This window comes from Agromyces chromiiresistens, from assembly GCF_029167465.1.
Lineage (GTDB): Bacteria > Actinomycetota > Actinomycetes > Actinomycetales > Microbacteriaceae > Agromyces > Agromyces chromiiresistens.
On sequence record NZ_JARFNL010000001.1, the window covers coordinates 205,321 to 224,801 of the forward strand.

19 protein-coding genes are annotated in these 19,481 nt (G+C 72.3%); 9 read left to right on the top strand and 10 right to left on the bottom strand.

Going from position 1 to position 19,481, the window contains the following annotated elements:
* Positions 1-13: 13 nt before the first annotated feature.
* Complete coding sequence (locus PX701_RS00880) at positions 14-1,651, bottom strand: glycerol-3-phosphate dehydrogenase/oxidase (protein WP_275505206.1); 1,638 nt, start codon at positions 1,649-1,651, stop codon at positions 14-16.
* Positions 1,618-2,214: a TetR/AcrR family transcriptional regulator gene (locus tag PX701_RS00885; protein ID WP_275505207.1), complete on the bottom strand. Its 597-nt coding sequence runs from the start codon at positions 2,212-2,214 to the stop codon at positions 1,618-1,620. The genes PX701_RS00880 and PX701_RS00885 overlap by 34 nt, the downstream gene beginning before the upstream one ends.
* Positions 2,215-2,234: 20 nt before the next feature.
* Here PX701_RS00885 and PX701_RS00890 point away from each other — a divergent pair, with 20 nt between their 5' ends.
* From PX701_RS00890 to PX701_RS00910, 5 genes are all read left to right on the top strand, one after another.
* Positions 2,235-3,974 carry an FAD-binding oxidoreductase gene (locus tag PX701_RS00890; protein WP_275505208.1) on the top strand — a complete coding sequence of 580 codons (1,740 nt, stop codon included), beginning with the start codon at positions 2,235-2,237 and terminating at the stop codon, positions 3,972-3,974.
* Between the two features lies 1 nt (position 3,975).
* Complete coding sequence (locus PX701_RS00895) at positions 3,976-4,902, top strand: diacylglycerol kinase (protein ID WP_231429680.1); 927 nt, start codon at positions 3,976-3,978, stop codon at positions 4,900-4,902.
* Positions 4,899-6,542 (top strand): GMC oxidoreductase, encoded by a 1,644-nt coding sequence (locus PX701_RS00900; RefSeq protein WP_275505209.1) that lies wholly within the window; start codon positions 4,899-4,901, stop codon positions 6,540-6,542. Before PX701_RS00895 ends, PX701_RS00900 begins: the two co-directional genes overlap by 4 nt.
* A 91-nt stretch (positions 6,543-6,633) precedes the next feature.
* On the top strand, positions 6,634-7,368 hold the full coding sequence (locus PX701_RS00905; RefSeq protein ID WP_231429682.1) for a flavodoxin family protein: 735 nt from the start codon (positions 6,634-6,636) through the stop codon (positions 7,366-7,368).
* Between the two features lie 169 nt (positions 7,369-7,537).
* Positions 7,538-8,686 carry a M14 family zinc carboxypeptidase gene (locus PX701_RS00910; protein ID WP_275505210.1) on the top strand — a complete coding sequence of 383 codons (1,149 nt, stop codon included), beginning with the start codon at positions 7,538-7,540 and terminating at the stop codon, positions 8,684-8,686.
* Between the two features lie 107 nt (positions 8,687-8,793).
* Here the strand turns inward: PX701_RS00910 and PX701_RS00915 are convergent, their stop codons facing one another.
* From PX701_RS00915 to purS, 4 genes are all read right to left on the bottom strand, one after another.
* Entirely contained in the window at positions 8,794-9,309 is a 516-nt protein-coding gene (locus PX701_RS00915; RefSeq protein ID WP_275505211.1) for a tetratricopeptide repeat protein, read from the bottom strand.
* 171 nt (positions 9,310-9,480) lie between these two features.
* The gene (locus PX701_RS00920) at positions 9,481-10,398 is read right to left on the bottom strand and encodes a hypothetical protein (RefSeq protein ID WP_275505212.1); all 918 of its coding nucleotides are present in this window, start codon (positions 10,396-10,398) and stop codon (positions 9,481-9,483) included.
* A 310-nt stretch (positions 10,399-10,708) separates the two neighbouring features.
* On the bottom strand, positions 10,709-11,407 hold the full coding sequence (gene purQ, locus PX701_RS00925; RefSeq protein ID WP_231429686.1) for a phosphoribosylformylglycinamidine synthase subunit PurQ: 699 nt from the start codon (positions 11,405-11,407) through the stop codon (positions 10,709-10,711).
* Positions 11,408-11,421: 14 nt separating this feature from the next.
* Complete coding sequence (purS, locus tag PX701_RS00930; RefSeq protein WP_231429687.1) at positions 11,422-11,754, bottom strand: phosphoribosylformylglycinamidine synthase subunit PurS; 333 nt, start codon at positions 11,752-11,754, stop codon at positions 11,422-11,424.
* A gap of 144 nt (positions 11,755-11,898) precedes the next feature.
* Between purS and PX701_RS00935 the strand changes: the two genes are divergently transcribed.
* Positions 11,899-12,312: a DUF1304 family protein gene (locus tag PX701_RS00935; RefSeq protein WP_231429688.1), complete on the top strand. Its 414-nt coding sequence runs from the start codon at positions 11,899-11,901 to the stop codon at positions 12,310-12,312.
* An 88-nt stretch (positions 12,313-12,400) separates the two neighbouring features.
* Here the strand turns inward: PX701_RS00935 and PX701_RS00940 are convergent, their stop codons facing one another.
* Positions 12,401-12,784 carry a hypothetical protein gene (locus PX701_RS00940; RefSeq protein WP_231429689.1) on the bottom strand — a complete coding sequence of 128 codons (384 nt, stop codon included), beginning with the start codon at positions 12,782-12,784 and terminating at the stop codon, positions 12,401-12,403.
* A 200-nt stretch (positions 12,785-12,984) separates the two neighbouring features.
* Here PX701_RS00940 and PX701_RS00945 point away from each other — a divergent pair, with 200 nt between their 5' ends.
* Both PX701_RS00945 and PX701_RS00950 read left to right on the top strand, forming a co-directional pair.
* Positions 12,985-13,593: a PadR family transcriptional regulator gene (locus PX701_RS00945; RefSeq protein ID WP_275505213.1), complete on the top strand. Its 609-nt coding sequence runs from the start codon at positions 12,985-12,987 to the stop codon at positions 13,591-13,593.
* 38 nt (positions 13,594-13,631) lie between these two features.
* Positions 13,632-15,173, top strand: coding sequence for a DHA2 family efflux MFS transporter permease subunit (locus PX701_RS00950; protein ID WP_275505214.1), 1,542 nt, complete (start codon positions 13,632-13,634; stop codon positions 15,171-15,173).
* Positions 15,174-15,299: 126 nt separating this feature from the next.
* Here the strand turns inward: PX701_RS00950 and PX701_RS00955 are convergent, their stop codons facing one another.
* Genes PX701_RS00955 through kynA form a run of 3 tightly spaced genes read right to left on the bottom strand, consistent with a single transcriptional unit; the run spans position 15,300 to position 18,471 of the window.
* Positions 15,300-16,523 carry a kynureninase gene (locus PX701_RS00955; RefSeq protein ID WP_275505565.1) on the bottom strand — a complete coding sequence of 408 codons (1,224 nt, stop codon included), beginning with the start codon at positions 16,521-16,523 and terminating at the stop codon, positions 15,300-15,302.
* Between the two features lie 32 nt (positions 16,524-16,555).
* Positions 16,556-17,566: an amidohydrolase family protein gene (locus PX701_RS00960; protein ID WP_275505215.1), complete on the bottom strand. Its 1,011-nt coding sequence runs from the start codon at positions 17,564-17,566 to the stop codon at positions 16,556-16,558.
* Between the two features lie 11 nt (positions 17,567-17,577).
* Positions 17,578-18,471: a tryptophan 2,3-dioxygenase gene (gene kynA, locus PX701_RS00965; protein WP_374201082.1), complete on the bottom strand. Its 894-nt coding sequence runs from the start codon at positions 18,469-18,471 to the stop codon at positions 17,578-17,580.
* Between the two features lie 251 nt (positions 18,472-18,722).
* On the opposite strand from kynA, the gene PX701_RS00970 reads away from it, so the two are divergent.
* Positions 18,723-19,379: a TetR/AcrR family transcriptional regulator gene (locus PX701_RS00970; RefSeq protein WP_231429694.1), complete on the top strand. Its 657-nt coding sequence runs from the start codon at positions 18,723-18,725 to the stop codon at positions 19,377-19,379.
* The last annotated feature ends 102 nt before the right edge of the window (positions 19,380-19,481 follow it).

Sequence of the window (19,481 nt, forward strand, 5' to 3'; positions counted from 1 at the left end):
GCCCGTCTGCGTCTCAGGCGAGCCGTGCAGCGGCCTCGGCGACGAGCTCCGCGACCGCGTCGTGCGCGCGGTCGCGGTCGGCGGCGACGAGGCCGATGCGGGTGCGGCGGTCGAGCACGTCGTCGACGTCGAGAGCGCCCTCGGCGCGCACGGCGAACTCGATCTCCGCGCGGGTGACATCGAGGCCCGGTGCGATGCGGTCGGCGGGTCGGTCGCAACGGGCCATGGCGAGCACGGTGAAGGCCTCGGCGCCGAAGCGGGCCGTGAGCGATGCCGGGAGTTCGTGACCGCTCGCCGATGAGCCCCCGCCGTCGGCCGGGCTCGCGAACGGCGCCGCCGATCCGCGCGCACCGACGAGCGCGAGCCCCGCGGTGCGGCAACCGGGGTCGACGAGGCCGGCGTGCCGGCAGGCGAGGTCGACCGCGTCGCGCGCCATCGCCCGGTAGGTCGTGAGCTTGCCGCCGAGCACGTTCACGAGTCCCGTGCCCGACACGGCCACGTGGTGACGGCGCGAGATGTCGGCGGTGCCGCCGTCGGCTCCGGTGTCGATGAGCGGGCGCAGCCCCGCGAAGGCGCCGAGCACGTCGTCCCGGCCGAGCGGGCGCTCGAGCGCGGACGAGAGCGTGCGCAGCAGGAAGTCGATCTCGTCGTCATGCGGCTGCGGCACGTCGGGGATCGGTCCCGGCGCCTCCTCATCGGTGAGGCCGACGACGACCCGACCCAACTGCTGCGGCAGCGCGAACACGAATCGGCTGACCGACCCGGGGTGCGGCACGGTGAGCGCCGCCGTGGGGTCGCCGAGCGCGGCCGCATCGAGCACGAGGTGCGTGCCGCGGCTCGGCCGCATGCGGATGCCGGGGTCGAGCTCTCCCGCCCAGACGCCCGCGGCGTTGACGACGGCCCGGGCACGCACCCGCACCGACTCGCCCGTCACCGCGTCGACGAGCGTCGCCCCGTCGGCCGCGGCATCCGAGACCCGCACCCGCGTCAGCACCGTCGCGCCGTACGCGGCCGAGGTGCGCGCGAGTGCGACGACGAGCCGGGCGTCGTCGACGAGCTGTCCGTCGTGCGAGAGCATGCCGCCCCGCAGACCCTCGCGTCGCAACGCCGGCGCGAGTCGCAGCGCCTCGTCGCGATCGATGCGACGCGGGTGCGCCAGCACGCTCGCGGGCGTGTGCGCGAGCATGCGCAGGCCGTCGCCGAGGCCGAGCCCGACGCGTCCCGTCATCCGCTGCCTCGACGAGACCGAAGGGGTGAACGGCAGCAGCTGGGGGAGGCTCCGCACGAGGTGCGGGGCGACGCGCGTCATGAGCAGGTGGCGTTCGACGGCGCTCTCACGAGCGACGGCGACGTCGCCCGTCGCGAGGTAGCGCAGTCCGCCGTGGACGAGCTTCGAGCTCCACCGGCTCGTGCCGAACGCGAGGTCGTGCGCCTCTGCGAGCACGACGGAGAGGCCGCGGCTGGCGGCGTCGAGTGCGACGCCCGCACCGGTGACCCCGCCGCCGATGACGAGCACGTCGACCGGTGCGGCGCGGTCGGCGAGCGCCGAGAGGTCGCGGGCGCGTCGTGCGGCATCGAGTGCTGAGGAGTGCGTCGGCGCCGCGTCGGGGGAGGAGGTCAGGGACGCAGATGTCCGTCGAGTGCGTGCCAAAGTTCGTTGCTCCAATGCGGCTCGTCGATGAGGGCGGAGACGGTGTCGTGCGAGAGGATCGCCGACTGGGCGATGAGCAGCAGCATGACCGCGATGTCGCCGGGGGCTCCCGGGCGCACGGTGCCGGCCTGCTGGGCGAGGGCGATCGACTCGGCGATCCACCGCAGGATCACGCGCTGGCTCTGGCCGAGGCGCTGCAGCGTGTACCGGGTGAACACCTCGGGCTCGCGCTCGAGGAGGCGGCCGTACAGCGGGTCGGCGCGGAACAGCTCGGCGAAGCGGAGCACGTCGCGCACGATCTCGTCACGGGACGTCGCGGGCACGGGGAACCGCTCGATGAGCGTCACGGTCGCGCGGAGCAGGGTCGCGCGGACGATCTCGTCGGCGCTCGCCCAGCGCCGGTAGACCGTCGGCCGGCTGACGCCGGCGTTGCGCGCGACCTCGGCGACGGTGACCCCGCCGACGCCGCGTGCGGAGATCAGCTCGGCGGCGGCGTCGAGCATGCGCGACTCGGCCTCGTCCCACACGGGACGGTCGAGCTCGAGTGCTTGACGATCTTCCATGATGTGTCACACTGTAACGCATGGTCGATGACGACGACAGCACCCTCGCCGCAGCCCTCGACGCGGCATCCGCCCCGATGCGGTGGAACGGCCAAGGGGCCGACGCTGTGGGATCCGACGCGGCATCCGCCCCGATGCGGTGGAACGGGTGGGGCGATCCTGCCAAGGCGAAGGAGCTGCCGCTCGCGGTGCGGGCCCTCCTGCCGATGGTGCTCGGGCGGGTGCGGAAGCCCGAACCGGCGACGGCGCTGGCCGACGTCGAGATCGCCCCGACGCGGCTCGGCGACGACGACCGGGCCGTGCTCGCGGCCGTGGTCGGCGACCGGCACGTCTCGATCGACGACGAGGCGCGCATCCGGCACTCGGGCGGACGCTCGACGCCAGACCTGCTGCGCCGCCGCGCACGACACCAGGACACGCCCGACGCGGTCGTCGCCCCCGCCGATCACGCGCAGGTCGCCGCCGTGCTGAACGTCGCGGGCGAGCGCGGCATCGCCGTCGTGCCCTTCGGCGGCGGCACGAGCGTCGTCGGGGGCCTCGACCCAGAACGCGGCGCGCACCGTGCGGTCGTCGCCCTCGACCTGCGGCGCCTGACCGGGCTCGTCTCCCTCGACGAGACGAGCGGCGAAGCGGTGCTCCTCGCCGGCACGACCGGTCCCGAGGCCGAGGCGTTGCTGGGCGCGAGGGGCTTCGAGCTGGGCCACTTCCCGCAGAGCTTCAGGTACGCGACGCTCGGCGGCTTCGCCGCCGCCCGATCGTCGGGCCAGAACTCCGCCGGCAACGGCCGCTTCGACACGATGGTGACGGGGCTCCGCGTCGCGACCCCGACCGGCGAGCTCGAGCTCGGCCGCGCGCCCGGATCGGCCGCCGGACCCGACCTGCTGCGACTCTTCCTGGGCTCCGAGGGCGCGTTCGGCGTCATCACCGAGGTGCGGCTGCGCGTGCACCCGGTGCCCGCGGTGCGACTCGCCGAGGCGTGGACCTTCCCCGACTTCGCGACCGGCGTCGACGCCCTGCGCCGAGTCGCGCAGCTCGGCACCGGCCCCACCGTCATCCGGCTCTCCGACGAGGCCGAGACGGGGATCGCGCTCGCCCAGGTGGGACGCATCGGCAAGGCGCTCGCGAAGGGCGCGAGCGCGGTCACCGTCTTCGAGGGCGATGCCGAGCTCGCCGCCGACCGACGGGCGCGCACGGCGACGGTGCTGCGCGAGGCCGGCGGTACGTCGACCGGCCCGGATGCGGCGGAGGAATGGGTGCACGGGCGCTTCAACGCCCCGTACCTGCGCGACGCGCTGCTCGACCACGGCGTCTTCTGCGAGACACTCGAGACGGCGACGACCTGGTCGAACCTCGCGCGGCTGAAGCGCGAGGTCACCGCCGCCATCACCGACGGCTTCACCGCCGCCGGCGCGAAGTCGCTCGTGCTCTGCCACGTCTCGCACGTCTACCCGACGGGCGCCGCGCTCTACTTCACGATCATCGCGGGCCTGAAGGGCGACCAGCTCGCGGCCTGGCAGCCCGTGAAGGCCGCGGTCAACGATGCGATCATGGCCGGCGGCGGCACGATCAGCCATCATCACGGCGTGGGTCGCGATCACGCGCCGTGGCTCGAACGCGAGGTCGGCGCAGTCGGAATGCGCATCCTGCGGGCGGTGAAGGCGGAGCTCGACCCCGCCGGCATCATGAACCCCGGGGCGCTCGTCGAGCGTGCGTCGACGGATGCCGCATCCGCCGCCCGCCCGTCGACCGGGATCGCCTGACGTGGCCGACCACATCTCGGTGCTCGTGAACCCGACCTCCGGCCGGGGCCGAGGGGCCGATGCCGCCGCTCGGGCCGTCGAGCGCCTCGAACAGCTCGCCACGGAGGTCCGAGTGCACCGAGGCCGCTCGGTCGACGACACCCGCCGGCTCGCGCACGAGGCGGTGGCGAGCCGCCCCCGGGCGCTCGTCATCGTCGGCGGCGACGGCACGCTCTCGTCGGTGCTCGACGCGGTCGTGGGCTCGGGCGTGCCGATCGCGCTCGTGCCGGCCGGCACCGGCAACGATCTCGCCCGCGCGCTCGGGCTGCCCTTCGAGGCATCCGACGCGGCGGCCGACGCCGCCGAACTCGCAGTGCACGGCCGTCCGCGCACGATCGACGTCGGCGAGATCGAGTCGACGGCGGGCATCCGCCGGTTCCTCACGGTCGCGGCGATCGGCTTCGACGCGCACGTCGCCGAACGCACCAATCGGTTGCGCTGGCCGCGCGGTCGCGCGAGGTACTACCTCGCCCTGCTCATCGAGCTCGCCCGCCTGCGGCCGACCGCCTTCGAGCTCGGCCTCGACGGCGCCGCGCCACGACCGGCGCCCGGCACGCTCATCGCCGTCGGCAGCACGCGCAGCTACGGCGGGGGCATGCCCGTGTGCCCCGACGCCGACCCGGCCGACGGCCTGCTCGACGTCACCCACGTCGGACCGCTCGGCCGGGCGAAGCTCGTGCGCCTGTTCCCGCTGCTGCTGCGCGGCGTGCACGTCGACCGGCCCGAGGTGACGACCTCGCGCGTCGCGACCGTCGACGTCGACGCCCCCGGGCTCGTCGTCTACGCCGACGGCGAGCGGGTCGGAACCGGCCGCGCGCGCATCCGGGTGGTGCCCGGCGCGCTCACGGTGCTCGTACCGTCGGACGACGCGCCCGAGGCCTCCGCATGACCGCCTTCGACCACGACGTCGTCGTCATCGGATCGGGCTTCGGCGGCTCGGTCGCGGCGCTGCGCCTCTCGGCGAAGGGCTATCGCGTGCACGTCTACGAAGCAGGCCGCCGCTTCGCCGACACCGACTTCGCGAAGACCTCGTGGAACGTTCGCCGCTACCTCTGGGCGCCCGCGATCGGATGCTTCGGGGTGCAGCGCATCCACCGGCTGCCCCACGTCATGATCCTCGCCGGTGCGGGCGTCGGCGGCGGATCGCTCAACTACGCGAACACGCTCTACGAGCCCGGCCCGGCGTTCTTCGCCGATCCGCAGTGGGCGGCCCTCGGCGACTGGCACGACGAGCTCGCCCCCCACTACGCCACCGCGAAGCGCATGCTCGGCGTCGTCGAGCAGTACCCGCACTCGGGCCCCGTCGAGCGGATCATGGAGGGTGCGGCGAACGACCTCGGCGTCGGCGACACCTTCCGCCGGGCACCCGTCGGGGTGTTCTTCGGCGCGCCCGGCGAGACGGTGCCCGATCCGTTCTTCGGCGGCGACGGCCCCGACCGCACGGGCTGCACGCTGTGCGGCAACTGCATGGTCGGCTGCCGGGTCGGCGCGAAGAACACCCTCGCGAAGAACTACCTCGCGCTCGCCGAGCGGCTCGGGGCGACGATCGAGCCGCTCCGCACGGTCGTCGAGGTGCGGCCGCGCGCGGGCGGCGGCTACGAGGTGACGACCGTGCGCAGCGGAGCGTGGCTCGCCCGCGACCGTCGCACGGTCAGCGCCGAGCAGGTCGTGTTCGCGGCCGGCACCTGGGGCACGCAGCAGCTGCTGCACCGGATGAAGGACTCGGGCGCCCTGCCCGCACTCCCCGATGCGCTGGGCCGGCTCACGCGCACGAACTCCGAGGCGCTCGACGGCGCCGTCGCGGTCGCGGTGCCGGAGGAGCTCGAGCTCGCCCGCGGCGTCGCCATCACGACGTCGTTCCACGTCGACGAGCGCACCCATGTCGAGAACGTGCGCTACGGACCCGGCTCGAATCTCATGGGCATGCTCGCGACCGGGCTCGTTCCGGGTGACCGATCGCTCCTCGCCCGACTCGGCTCGCTCGTCGGCGGGATGCTCCGGCATCCCGTCACCGCGCTGCGGCTCGGCTCGCTGCGCCGGTGGAGCGAACGCGGCATCATCGCCCTCGTCATGCAGACCGCCGACAACTCGCTCACCCTGTCGCTGCGGCGACGCTTCGGGCGACGGGTGCTCACGAGCGCCCAGGGCGAGGGCGACCCCAACCCGAGCCACCTGCCCGGCGCGCATCTCGCCGCACAGGCCATCGCGGCGCGGGTCGCGTCGGCGAGCGGTGTGCACGCCGAGGCGCGCGGCTCCTGGCCCGAGGTGTTCGGCATCCCGCTGACGGCGCACTTCCTGGGCGGAGCCGTCGTGTCGGGCTCGCCAGACCAGGGGGTCGTCGACCGGTACCACCGGGTCTGGGGCTACCCGGGGCTGCACGTCGTCGACGGCGCCGCGGTGCCCGCGAACCCGGGCGTGAACCCCTCCCTCACGATCACCGCCATGGCCGAGCGGGCCGTCTCGCTCTGGCCGCGGCGCAGCGGCGCCGACGAGCGGCCGACGCAGGAGGAGCTGCTCGCGCGGCACTGAACCGTTCGGGCGGCGCCGTCGAGGCGGGCGGCGTCGCCACGAGGCATCCGCCCCCTGTCGGCACCCGCCGCGCCCGAGTACCATCTCGCGCATGGCCGAGCTGCCGGATTTCAGCGACCTGCGAGCCCTCTTCGTGAACTGCACGCTCAAGCGAAGTCCCGAGGTGAGCAACACCCAGGGGCTCATGGACGCGAGCATCGCGCTCATGCGCGAGCACGGCGTGCGCGTCGACGCCCTGCGATTCGTCGACCTGGATGTCGCGACCGGGGTCTACCCCGACATGCGCGAGCACGGCTGGGCGACCGACGCGTGGCCCGACGAGGTCTGGCCGCTCGTCGACGCCGCCGACATCCTCGTGGTGGGCGGGCCGATCTGGCTCGGCGACAACTCGTCGATCACGAAGAAGTTCATCGAGCGCATCTACTCGATGAGCGGGCTCTTCAACGATCGCGGCCAGTACGTGTACTACGGCAAGGTCGGCGGGGCGGTCATCACCGGCAACGAAGACGGCATCAAGCACTGCGCGATGGACATCCTCTACAGCCTGCAGCACGTGGGCTACGCGATCCCGCCGGGCGCCGACGCGGGCTGGATCGGCGAGGCCGGGCCCGGCCCGAGCTACCTCGACCCCGGGTCGGGCGGCCCCGAGAACGACTTCACGAACCGCAACACCACGTTCATGACCTACAACCTGCTGCACCTCGCGCGGCTGCTGAAGGACGCCGGCGGGTTCCCGGTCGGCGGCAACCTGCGCTCGGAGTGGGACGGGGGCGACCACTACGGGTTCGAGGTCGACCCGTACGACGAGAACCCCGAGTACCGCTGAGCGCGGGGGACGAACGGGCCGGAATCGTTGAACAATCTGGACGCCCGGCTCTTGAGCCGTGCCACGTCCCCTCCGTAGGCTGCCCATACGTCTGGGGGGACGGTCGTGACGGATCCATCCTCGGATCCGTGTCGCATTCGCGCCATGCCATCTCGACGAGGAGAAGCACATGACCAACGACCCGAAGACTCAGCACCGTCGCCCGAGGGGGGTCGCGCTCGCCGCAGCAGCCGCCCTCGCACTCGCCGCCCCGCTCACGGCCGGCGCACCCGCCCTCGCCGACGCGAACTTCCCGTCGCCCGAGGGCAACACCAACATCTCGAGCATCGTCGACTACGCCGACCTCGTCGCCGAGCTCGAGAAGCTCGAGGCCACCTCGCGCTTCGGGCTCGACGCCTTCACCCTGGCCGAGGCCGGCACCGCGGTGAACACCTCCGAGACGGGGCGCGCCCTCTACGTCGCGACCGTCGGCGACGGCCCCGAGAACGTGTGGCTGCAGGGCCGCATCCACGGCAACGAGCCCTACGGCACCGAGTCGCTGCTCGCGGTGCTCAAGGAGCTCGGCACCAACGGCTCGCCCCAGTGGGAACTGCTGCGCGACGCGTACACGTTCCACGTCATCCCGATGTACAACCCCGACGGATCGGAGCTGAACATCCGCCACACGGTGCTGCAGGACGGCACGAACAAGCGGATCGACCTCAACCGCGACTGGGGCGTCGGCAAGTTCGAGGCCGCCGAGTCGGAGGCCTATTACGAGTACTGGACGATGGTCGACCCGGCCTTCGCCGTCGACGTCCACCACCAGGGACTCAAGACCGAGCGCGGCGACGGCGACGAGGTCACCCTGTCGCTCGGCGTCTCGCTCGCACCCGGCGGGCCCACGCTGCCCGGCATCCAGGGCGGCGCCTACGACGTGCTCACCCGTCAGATGCAGGTGCACGTCTTCGACGAGCTCTCGAAGTACGGGTACATCAACATCGACCGCTACGACGTCGGACGCGGTGTCGAGATCGACATCAAGGGCGGCGTGGTCTCGGCGATGATGCTCGGGCTGAACCACGACGGGCTGAACCCCGAGGGGCACAGCAACCCGGCGATCTTCTTCGAGACGAGCGGCAACACCTCCGACGGCAGCCTCGGCCAGAAGGCGCGCGGCAAGTCGATCCAGCAGAACGTGCTCGCGCTGCGGGAGCTGCTGACGGGCATGGCGACCGGCGAGGTGCAGCAGGAGGACCCGGCCCGATGGGACGAGATCCCGCACGCGCCGGTGACCGCGTACCAGACCGACACCGGAGTCATCCCCGCGTCGTTCTGAGGTACTGCGTGCTCGACGTGCGATCCGGCGGCGGCCGGTCCCGAACCCGGGGCCGGCCGCCGCCGCCGTCGTCAGCCGTCCCGGCGTCGGGCGGCCCGTCGGCCCGCTCAGTGCTGCTCGTCGCGCTCGGCGAGGTAGGCCGCGTTGCCGCGGAGGGAGGCCTCGTAGCGCAGGAGCTCATCGGTGCGCACGCGGTCGGCGACGAGCTCGAGCATGATCGCGAAGGCGGCGTCGTGCCGGCCGGCCGCGTGCAGGCTCGTCGCGTGCCACACCTTCAGCGAGTCGGACTCGGGGAACGCGTCGCGTGCCCGCTCGAGCACTGCGAGTGACTCGTCGAGCCGGCCGAGGTTTCGCAGCGTGCTGCCGTACTGCAGCAGGCAGCGGCGCAGCGCGTCGCCGTCGAGCCCGGCGGCCATCGCCTGCTCGTAGTAGCCGGCCGCGGTCTGCTCTTCGCCGGCCGTGTCGTAGGCGCCGCCCACCTCGTAGAGCACCTCGGGTTCATCGGGATGCTCCACGAGGACGGCGAGGAACGCGTCGATCGTGGGCTGCATGTGGGCCCGGTCGCGCGCCGCGAAGATCTCGGCGAGGCGGGCATGGAGTTCGGGCGGCGTCGGCTGCGGCATCCGCCCAGTGTGCCGCACCCTTCGCTCGCGCGCGCTCAGGCGACTCGAGCGCGGGTGGGTGCGCCCGGCCCGCTTTGGGGAGGCGAGTCGCCGGAAAATGCTGCTTGCAGCGCGTTCGGCCGCACTTCCTGGCGACTCGCGTGTCTGGGCGTGGCGTCGGATCGGTCGAGTTCAGCGCGAGCGTGCGGCGAGTGCACGCGCGACCCGCGCGACCGTATCGGCCGGGTCGCGGAACAGCCCGTGCGATCGGACGCGCACCACGAGCGCCTCGTGCAGTCGGTCGAACCGAGCGATGTCGTGCTCGTACTGCTGGGTGCTGGTGCGATGCTGGTCGCCGTCGTACTCGATGGCGATACGCAGGTCGGGGTACGCGAGGTCCACACGGGCGATGAAGCGGCCGTCGACGGCCGTGACGACATGGTTCACGACCGGTTCGGGCAGTCCGGAACGTGCGAGCAGGAGTCGCACCAGTGTCTCGGGCCGCGACTCGGCGCCGACTCTCACGAGCGGTGCGGCTTCGGTCGCGAGGCGGCTCCCGCGCCCGCGGAACTCTCGCGCGGCTTCGACCAGTTCGTCGAGCGACAGGAACGGGCGCAGATCGAGTGGATCGAGGACGGCCGGGTCGAGCACGAGGTGATCGCCGGCGGCGACGAGGTCGTCGAGTGCGAGGACCCCGGCGAGCTGCAGCCAGGTCGAGGCCGCGTCGGTCACGGGAAGGCCACCGCGGACGACGATCGTCGCGCGGTCGGGCCCGAGCTCGTGGCCGATCACGCCGCGCGTACGCGGGGGTCGCCGCGGAGCGAACGTGGAGACGTGCAGCGGCGCGGTCGGGTCGAACCGCGTCGGCAGCGGGACGCCCCAGAGCCGAGCGGCCGTGTCGTGGCTGAAGAACTGACCTGGCCTCAGCCGGGGCAGGTAGGTGCGGCAGCGAGCCACCGTATCGGATGCCTCGGCGACCGTCCGGACTCCGTGGAAGGGTCGCAGCAGGTCGGGCCCGCGAAGGCGTCCGGTGCCGAGCCCCGAGCGAACGCCTTCCGCCGTCGTGAACGCGCGACGACCCAGCTCGTCGGGGAGCGGCACGCGAGGCATTCCGACACTCTGACGCACCTGGACCACGGACGTCGCCCGTCATCCACAGGGCGAGTCACCGCCTCCGGTCTCAGGGGTCGAGTCGCCGAGGAGTGCCCTTCGCGAATCGCTCAGCCGCACCTTCCGGCGACTCGTCGCACCGGGCGAGCGGGAACCCGGAGCGGCGCGCGCTCGTGCGCCCTGAGGCCGGACGACTCGCCGAAAAGTGCGGTTCGATGCACGCTGAGCAGCACTTTTTGGCGACTCGGCGAGGGGGGAGACGTGGCACGCTGCGCGGACGGGAGGCGAGGCGAGGCGAGGCGGCGCGGGCCTACGCCTCGACGAGCGCCCGCTTGACGACGCTCGTGAAGAAGCCGAGCCCGTCGACGCCCGAGCGCATCGCCGCAGCGGTGTCGGGGCCGAAGCCCGGCTCGACGGCGTGCTCGGGGTGCGGCATCAGGCCGACGACGTTGCCGCGCGCGTTCGTGATGCCCGCGATGTCGCGCAGCGACCCGTTCGGGTTCACGTCGACGTAGCGGAAGACCACGCGGCCCTCGCCCTCGAGCCGGTCGAGCGTCTCGTCGGACGCGATGAAGCCGCCTTCGCCGTTCTTCAGCGGGATGGTGATCTGCTGGCCGGCGTCGAACTCGGCGGTCCACGCGGTCGACGCGTTCTCGACGGTGAGCACCTGGTCGCGGCAGATGAACGAGCCGTGGTCGTTGCGGATGAGCCCGCCCTCGAGCAGGCCCGCCTCGGTCAGCATCTGGAAGCCGTTGCAGATGCCGAGCACGGGCATGCCCGCGTTCGCCGCGGCGACGACCTCGGTCATGATCGGCGAGAGCGAGGCGATCGCGCCGCAGCGCAGGTAGTCGCCGTAGCTGAATCCGCCGGGCAGGATGAGCGCGTCGACGCCCTCGAGGTCGTGCGAGCCGTGCCAGAGCGCGACGGGCTCGCCGCCCGCGAGTCGCACCGCGCGCTGCGCGTCGCGGTCGTCGAGCGAGCCGGGGAAGGTGATGACGCCGATACGCATGCGAACCCCGCCGCTCAGTGGGTCTCGCCTGCGGGGGCGCCGAAGCCGTCGCCCGCGACCGCACCGGCCTCGGCCGCCTCTTCGGCGAGCTCGGCGTTGGTGACCTCGTAGTGGATGCCCACGACGTCCTCGATGACCTGGTTGGAGAGGATCTCCTCCGCGATCTGCTGCACGTTCGCGCGCAGCGCGTCGTCGACCGGACCGTCGACGGTGAGTTCGAAGCGCTTGCCGATGCGCACGCCGCTGAACCCGGTGTGACCGGTGCGGGCGAGGGCGCCGGCGACGGCCTTCCCCTGAGGATCGAGCAGTTCGGCCTTGGGCATCACGTCGACGACGATGGTGGGCACCGCGGTTCTCCGTCCGGTGTCGAGGGTGTGGATGCCTCGATTCTAACCTGCGGTCGACCGCCTCCCGTGGTCGGGCTGTCCGCACCCCGCAGGGCGGGGCAGGCCCCGATGCGGCGGCTGCGGCGGGCGACGAGAATCCATCGCATGAATCCCGTCGCGCAGGTGCTCGCCGCCCTCGAGGCGCTGACGCTCGTCACCGTCGGCGTGCTCGAGTCGTTCTTCTTTCGCAGCCCAGAGCTGTACCCGATCTTCCTCATCGACCCCGACGAGTACGACGCCGTGGCGCTGTGGACCCGCAACGTGGGCGTCTACAACATGCTCATGGGCGCGGCGATCGTCGCGGCGCTCGTGCTCGTGCACCGGGCGAACGAGGTGGCGGGCCGCGCGATCATCCTGACGATCTGCGCGATGCACGTCGTGCTCGGCGTCTCGCTCGTGATCTCGGCCCCCGAGCTGTGGCTCTCGGCCGTGTTCGAGTTCGGGCTCGCGCTCGCGGTCGTCCTCGCGATCGTGATCGGCGACCGACGCCGAGCGCCCGCGCCCGCCGCCGCGATGTGACGGCGGGGCGCGCCTCGCGCTCCCCGACCGAGTCGATCGGGGATGCCTCGGCCGGAGGCAGCCGGACGAGGCATCCGTCGTTCGGTGCTCAGCGCCGCGTGAGCGCCTTGACGACCAGGCAGACGCCGACGACCACGGCCGCTCCGACCGCGATGACCGCTGCGGGGTGCTCGCGGTACCGTGCCTTGACGTACGCGACGCCGTCGTCGAGCACCTCCCGCGCCTCCCCGGCGACGACGCTCGCCTGGGTGCCGATCGTCTCGACGGCTTCGGTCGCGCTGCGGCGCACGTCGCTCATCACGTCGCCGACGGCGTCGGCGACGTTCTCGACGCGGTCGCCCAGGTCGTCGAGCCGGTCGCCCGCTTCGTCGACCAGGTCTTCGGTCACGTCGCCTGCGCGGTCGGCGGCGCGTTCGGCCGCGTGACGGGCGGCGGCGACGGTCTCGTCGAGGTCTCTCTCGGTGCCGGACATGGGGGGCTCCCTTCACGAGATGATCGGCAATCGTACGCTCGCGAACCCCGAGCGGCCCGATTCGGGCGAGGGGGTTGCCGTGGTGGCCGCACCTTGGTAACGCGGAGGCGGGAGGGCCGCCGGTCGGTTGCGCATCGATTGTTCCGGACGTATTATTCCGTGCGGAATAGTTGTGAGCGGATGCCTCGGAGGGGACCGGAATGACCACGCTCTCGCCGCTCGGCGTCACGGTGCTGGCGCTGCTCGCCGAACGCGACATGCACGCCTACGAGATGTACCAGCTCATGCTCGAACGATCCGAGGACAAGGTCGTCAAGGTCTCGCCCGGATCGCTCTACCGGGCCGTCGAGCGCTTCGCCGCCGACGGCCTGATCGCCGAGGTTGCGGTCGAGCGCCAGGGCAACCGCCCCGAGCGCACGGTCTACGCGATCACCGACGAGGGGCGCGAGCGGCTGCGTGCCACGATCGCCGAGATGCTCGGCCGCCACGTCAACGAGTACCCCGAGTTCCCCGTCGCGATCGGCGAGGCGCACCACCTGCCCGCGGCCGAGGTCGCCGAGCTGCTCGGCGTCAGGCTCGCGTCGATCCGCGAGCTGCTCGGCTTCATCGACGCCTCGCTCGCGAGGATCGAAGCCCGCGGGCTGCCGACCGCGTACATCCTCAACGTGCACTACACCCGAACGCTCCTCGTCGCCGAGGCGACGTGGCTCGAACAGACCATCGGCGATCTCGAGTCGGGCGAGCTCGCCTGGCCCGAGGCCGCCGGATCGAGTGGCGCGAAGCGCGTCTCGAGATCATCCGCCCATTGACCGGGGGCGACCGCCCCACCGACCGGAAGGTTCCACGCATGGAACGCACCCTCAAGCCCTGGCCAGCGCTGTGGGCGCTCGTCATCGGGTTCTTCATGATCCTCGTCGACTCGACGATCGTGTCGATCGCGAACCCGGCGATCCTCGAGGACCTCGACACCGACCTCACTGCCGTCATCTGGGTGACGAGCGCCTACCTGCTCGCGTACGCGGTGCCGCTGCTCATCACCGGGCGCCTCGGCGACCGCTTCGGGCCGAAGCGCGTCTACATGATCGGCCTCGTCGTGTTCACGTTCGCCTCGCTGTGGTGCGGACTGTCGGGCGACATCACGACGCTGATCGTCGCCCGCGCGGTGCAGGGCCTCGGCGCGGCACTCATGACCCCGCAGACGATGGCCGTGATCACCCGCATCTTCCCGCCCGACCAGCGCGGCAAGGCCATGGGCCTCTGGGGTGCCGTCGCGGGCGTCGCGACGCTCGTCGGGCCGATCCTCGGCGGCGTGCTCGTCGACTCCCTCGGCTGGGAGTGGATCTTCTTCGTCAACGTGCCCGTCGGCATCGTCGCGTTCATCGCGGCCTGGCGGCTCGTGCCGAACCTCGAGACGCATTCGCACCGCTTCGACTGGCTCGGCGTCGTGCTGAGCGCCGTCGGCATGTTCCTCGTCGTCTTCGGCATCCAGGAGGGCGAGACGTACGACTGGGGCACGATCACCGGGCCGATCACGGTGTGGGGCGTCATCATCACGGGCGTCGTGGTGCTCGCCGGGTTCGTCGTCTGGCAGGCGTTCAACCGGGCCGAGCCGCTGCTGCCGCTCGGGCTCTTCCGCGACCGCAACTTCTCGCTCTCGAACGTCGCGATCACCTTCGTGGGCCTCGCGATCGTGTCGATGCCGCTGCCCCTCGCGTTCTACTACCAGGTGGCGCGCGGGCTGACCCCGACGCAGGCGGCGCTCATGCTCATCCCGATGGCGGTCGTCACGGGTGCGATGGCGCCGGTCGTCGGCAGGCTCGTCGACCGTGTCGACCCCAAGTGGATCGCCGTCGCCGGCTTCGCGATCACCGCGGCCGCGCTCGCGTGGACGGCGACGCTGCTCGAGCCCGACACCGAGCTCTGGGTGCTGCTCATCCCCTCGGGGCTGCTCGGCCTCGGGCTCTCGGGCGTCTGGGCACCGCTCGCCTCGTCGGCGACGCGCAACCTGCCGCAGTCGCAGGCCGGCGCCGGATCGGGCGTCTACAACATGACCCGTCAGGTCGGCTCGGTGCTCGGCTCGGCCGCGATCGCGGCCCTCATGAACGCGCGACTGACGGCCGAGCTGCCCGGGTTCGACACGAACGCGGCCGAGCAGGCCGGCGGTGGGGCGGGCGGCATGCCGCCGCAGGTCCTCGACGGCTTCACCGCGGCGATGTCGCAGTCGATGCTCCTGCCGATCCTCGGCTTCGCAGCCGGCGCGATCGTCGTGCTCTTCTTCGCGAAGCCGAAGGTCACGGTCGCGTGGGGGGCGAGCGGCAGCGCCCCGGCCGGGGCGACCGCCGGGCCCGTCGACGCGGATGCCTCGCCGGAGGCCGCTCGCACCGAGTGAGCCCAGCGCGGCCTTGAAGGGCGGGCGAACGCGACTCCGACGCTGCGTCGCCATGCGACTCAGTGTCGGAGCACACGCGGGAGAACGGTCACCGGCTGTCGGCGCTCGACATCGGCGAGCCGGCCGCTACGCCAGCCCCGCTCGCTCGGTGAGCACCTCGCGGAGCACCTCGCGCGTGAGGTCGAGCCCGCGGTGCACCTCCTCGAAGCTCGTCGACAGCGGCGAGAGGCCGATGCGCAGGCCGCCCGGGTCGCGGTAGTCGGGAATGACGTCGCGCTGCCACAGCCGCGCCGTGACCTCGCGCATCGCATCGTGGTGCAGCGTGACGTGGCCGCCGCGCTCCTCGGCGTCGGCGGGGGAGGCGAGCGTCACGCCGAGCGGCGCGAGCCACTCGTCGGCGAGGGCGATCGCGAACTCGGTGAGCGCGATCGACTTCGCGCGCAGCGCAGGCATCCCCGCCTCTTCGATCATCGCGAGGGTCTCCTCCATGGCGAGCATTCCCACGATCGGGGCGGTGCCGCTCGTGAAGCGTCGGATGTCGGGCACGGGCTCGTACGACGGCCCCATCATGAACATGTCGGTGTTGCCCCACCAACCCTGGATCGGCTGCTCGAGCACGCCCTGCAGGTCGTCGCGCACGTAGGCGAACGCGGGCGAGCCGGGCCCCCCGTTGAGGTACTTGTACGTGCACCCGACGGCGAGGTCGAAGCCCCACGCATCGGCCTTCACGGGCACCGATCCGGCCGAGTGGCAGAGGTCCCAGAGGATGAGCGCACCCGCGTCGTGCGCGATGCGGGTGAGTTCGGGGGCGTCGGCGAGATAGGCCGAGCGGTACGCGACGTGCGACACGACGACGAGCGCCGTCTCAGGCCCGACGGCCTCGGCGAGCTGCTCGGGGGTGACGCCCGACGACGTGTCGACGTCGATCCAGCGCAGTCGCATGCCACGCTCGCGGGCGATGCCGTCGACGATGTAGCGGTCGGTCGGGAAGTTGTCGGTGTCGATCACGATCTCGCGCCGGTGGGGGTCGCGAGCGAGCTGCGCGTCGACGGCGGCGCGCGCGAGCTTGTAGAGCAGCACCGTCGTCGAGTCGCCGATGACGGTCTGGCCGGCCTTCGCTTCGATGACGGCGCGGCCGATGCGGTCGCCGATCTCGGTCGGCAGCTGCAGCCACGCCTCGTCCCATCCGCGGATGAGGCGTCCGCCCCAGTCCTCGCGGAGGAACCGCTCGACCCGCTCGACCGCCGACACGGGCGGACGGCCGAGCGAGTTGCCGTCGAAGTAGACGAGGTCCGTGTCGGCTCCGACGAATCGCTTGCGGTAGTGGGCGAGCCCGTCGGCGCGGTCCATGCGGCGGGCGAAGGCGAGGTTCGGGTCGAGGGTCACAACAACTCCAGGTCGTCGGCGGGCACGACGCGCGCGGTCGCGAGCCGGTCGGGCAGGGGGGTGGGGGAGGTGCCGGGCACGGCCGGATCGGCGCCCGCGACGAACGTCGCGATGCCGCCGAGGCCCCAGTCGCCGCGTTCGGCGCGCGGCCAGGGGTCGGCGAGCGCCTGCACGAGATCGGATGCCTCGAGCCCGGCCCGCTCGAGCAGTGCGAGCTCGACGGCGTTCACCCCCACGGGCAGCTCGCCGTTGCCGAGATCGGTGCCGTAGAGCACTCGGCCTCCGGCCGCATGGAAGCGGGCCAGGTTGTCGATCGCGCAGGCGAGTTCGGGGGAGTCGCCGAAGTCGCGCGCGTGGATGGCGAGCGTCGAGATCCACGCCTGCCGGGCGGCGGCGCGCGCGATGAGCTCGTCGTCGAGCCGCTCGGTCCACGGCGTGTGCACGAGGGCGTCGACGCCCGCCTCGATCGCGAGGCTCGCAGTTCCGGCGCCCTCGGCGTGCACGGCGACCGGCAGGCTCCGCGCGTGCGCGGCGGTCACGACCGCTTCGAGCGTGGCTCGGTCGAACACCGGGCCCGCATCGGCGTTGAGCACGACCTTGACCACGGATGCCCCGAACGCGTGCTGCTCGTCGACGGCGGCCTCGATCGAGTCGGGCAGTGCCGTGTGGTCGCGGCGGTCGCCGTCGCCGCCCGCGACCGCGGCGAGCTCTCGCACGCTGCCCTCGGGCCGCCACGGCCGATCGGAGGGGTACCCGCCGACGGCGGTCAGGAAGGCGCCGGCGAACGCCACGGCCGGCAGCCCGTCGCGCGCGGCGCGCGCTGCGACGACCGAGGGACTCGCGCCGAGGTCCACGACAGCCGCGATGCCGAGGGCGACGATCGGGTCGGGGTCGACGAGCTCGACGTGCACGTGGTGGTCGATGAACGGCGGCAGCACGACGCCGACCTCTCCCGCGTGCGCCCCGTTGAGCGAGCGCCGGGCGGCCCGCCCGAGCGGTTCGTGCACGTCGCCCATGATCAACCCGGGATCTCGGTTCGCACCGCGTAGAGCTCGGGGAAGAACGTGAGCTCGAGCGCGCGCTTGAGGAACGGGGCGCCGCTCGAACCGCCCGTGCCGGTCTTCGAGCCGATGATGCGCTCGACGGTCTTGAGGTGACGGAACCGCCAGAGCTGGAAGTTGTCCTCAAGGTCGACGAGCTCCTCGCAGGTCTCGTAGGCCGACCAGTGCTCGTCGGTGTCGCCGTAGATCTGCGCGAACACGGGGACGAGCTCGGGGGTGAAGGTCCAGGCGAGGGTCACGTCGCGCTCGAGCACCTCGGTCGGGATCGGGTAGCCGGCCCGGGCGAGCAGGCGGAGGAACTCGTCGTACAGGCTCGGCGACTCGAGCGCATGGCGCAGCAGGGCGGTGGCCGAGGCATCCGACTCGAAGATCTGCAGCATCTTCGCGTTCTTGTTGCCGAGCACGAACTCGACCGCGCGGTACTGGTACGACTGGAACCCGCTCGCGTTGCCGAGCACGCCGCGGAACTGCGCGTACTCGGTCGGGGTGAGCGTCGCGAGCACCGACCACTGCTCGGTGAGGGTCTTCTGGATGTGCTTGACGCGGGCGATGCACTTGAGCGCCCGGCCGAGCTCGTCGGCGCGCAGCAGGTCGCGCGCGGTCTCGAGCTCGTGCAGCACGAGCTTCAGCCACAGCTCGGTGGTCTGGTGCTGGATGATGAACAGCAGCTCGTCGTGGTGCTCGGGACGCGAGATCGGGCGCTGCGCGCTGAGCAGCGTCGGCAGGTCGAGGTAGCCGCCGTAGCTCATGCGGTCGCTGAAGTCGGTGACGACCGTCGCCTCGATGGTTCGGGTGTTCGCCGCGACGCCGTCGCTCACGCCTTCGCCCGCGCTGGCTGACTCAGTACTCACCCGTCAAGCCTAAGCGCGACGGTCGGTCGAGTAGCGCTGAGCCGCCACCAGGTCGGTCGAGGAGCGACGAAGGAGCGTATCGAGACCACCGCTCCGACCCCGAACCGACGCGACGGGCGCTCGCCGTAATCTCCCGGCTCGCCCGCCGCGCGGTCGTCCTCCACTCCCCCGTGAAGGTCGGTCGTCTCGTTCTTCGGGTAAACGGAGACGGCTCTCCGAATCATACGTGAAGAACCGCGTACAGTGAAGCGATGACCTCCTCGGCTTCGTCGCGCCGGGACGCACGGCGCAATCACGAACGTCTGCTCGCCGAAGCACGGCGGCTCTTCGCCGAGCGGGGCATCGACGCGCCGCTCGACGAGCTCGCGACGCGCGCGGGAGTCGGGGCGGGCACCGTCTACCGACACTTCCCCAATCGCGACGCACTCGTCCGCGAGCTCTACGACAACGCCGTCGCGGAGCTGCACGACCTCGCCCCCGAGATCCTCGGTGCCGAGACCGGCTGGCGATCGGTCGAGCTCTATGTCGAGCGCCTCGGCGCCTGGGTCGCGGACTCGCCGTTCCTGCCCGCCGTCATGCGACGGGTCGCCGAGCTCGACCCGTCGCATCGCCCGGGCATCGAGTTCGAGCCGCTCGTCAACGGCATGATCGAGCGCGCCCAGGCCGAGGGCGCCCTGCGCGCCGATGTCACGGCCGTCGACCTCAGCATCCTCGTCGACATGCTCGGCTCGCTCGGCCAGTACGGCGGCGAGTACCTGCCGTTCTGGCGGCGTCAGCTCACGATCATCCTCGACGGGCTGCGGGCGCGACCGGGCACGACCCCGATGCCCGTGCCGGGCCAGGCGTTCGACGCCTTCCACGACATGTCCCACGCGAAGGGCCCGAAGCCGCGTCCGTCGGTCGAGTAGCGCCCGGCCGGCCCACCGTCGGTCGAGGAGCGCCCGAAGGAGGGCGCGTATCGAGACCACGCCCCGAGCGGCCTGAACCCGACCCCGAGCGACCTCGGCCTC

Bases quoted from the DNA above. Each gene is read 5' to 3' on its own strand.
- PX701_RS00885 (WP_275505207.1), bottom strand. From the start codon at position 2,214: ATGGAAGATCGTCAAGCACTCGAGCTCGACCGTCCCGTGTGGGACGAG.
- PX701_RS00890 (WP_275505208.1), top strand. From the start codon at position 2,235: ATGGTCGATGACGACGACAGCACCCTCGCCGCAGCCCTCGACGCGGCA.
- PX701_RS00900 (WP_275505209.1), top strand. From the start codon at position 4,899: ATGACCGCCTTCGACCACGACGTCGTCGTCATCGGATCGGGCTTCGGC.
- PX701_RS00905 (WP_231429682.1), top strand. From the start codon at position 6,634: ATGGCCGAGCTGCCGGATTTCAGCGACCTGCGAGCCCTCTTCGTGAAC.
- PX701_RS00910 (WP_275505210.1), top strand. From the start codon at position 7,538: ATGACCAACGACCCGAAGACTCAGCACCGTCGCCCGAGGGGGGTCGCG.
- PX701_RS00915 (WP_275505211.1), bottom strand. From the start codon at position 9,309: ATGCCGCAGCCGACGCCGCCCGAACTCCATGCCCGCCTCGCCGAGATC.
- PX701_RS00920 (WP_275505212.1), bottom strand. From the start codon at position 10,398: ATGCCTCGCGTGCCGCTCCCCGACGAGCTGGGTCGTCGCGCGTTCACG.
- purQ (WP_231429686.1), bottom strand. From the start codon at position 11,407: ATGCGTATCGGCGTCATCACCTTCCCCGGCTCGCTCGACGACCGCGAC.
- PX701_RS00935 (WP_231429688.1), top strand. From the start codon at position 11,899: ATGAATCCCGTCGCGCAGGTGCTCGCCGCCCTCGAGGCGCTGACGCTC.
- PX701_RS00940 (WP_231429689.1), bottom strand. From the start codon at position 12,784: ATGTCCGGCACCGAGAGAGACCTCGACGAGACCGTCGCCGCCGCCCGT.
- PX701_RS00945 (WP_275505213.1), top strand. From the start codon at position 12,985: ATGACCACGCTCTCGCCGCTCGGCGTCACGGTGCTGGCGCTGCTCGCC.
- PX701_RS00950 (WP_275505214.1), top strand. From the start codon at position 13,632: ATGGAACGCACCCTCAAGCCCTGGCCAGCGCTGTGGGCGCTCGTCATC.
- PX701_RS00955 (WP_275505565.1), bottom strand. From the start codon at position 16,523: ATGGACCGCGCCGACGGGCTCGCCCACTACCGCAAGCGATTCGTCGGA.
- PX701_RS00970 (WP_231429694.1), top strand. From the start codon at position 18,723: ATGACCTCCTCGGCTTCGTCGCGCCGGGACGCACGGCGCAATCACGAA.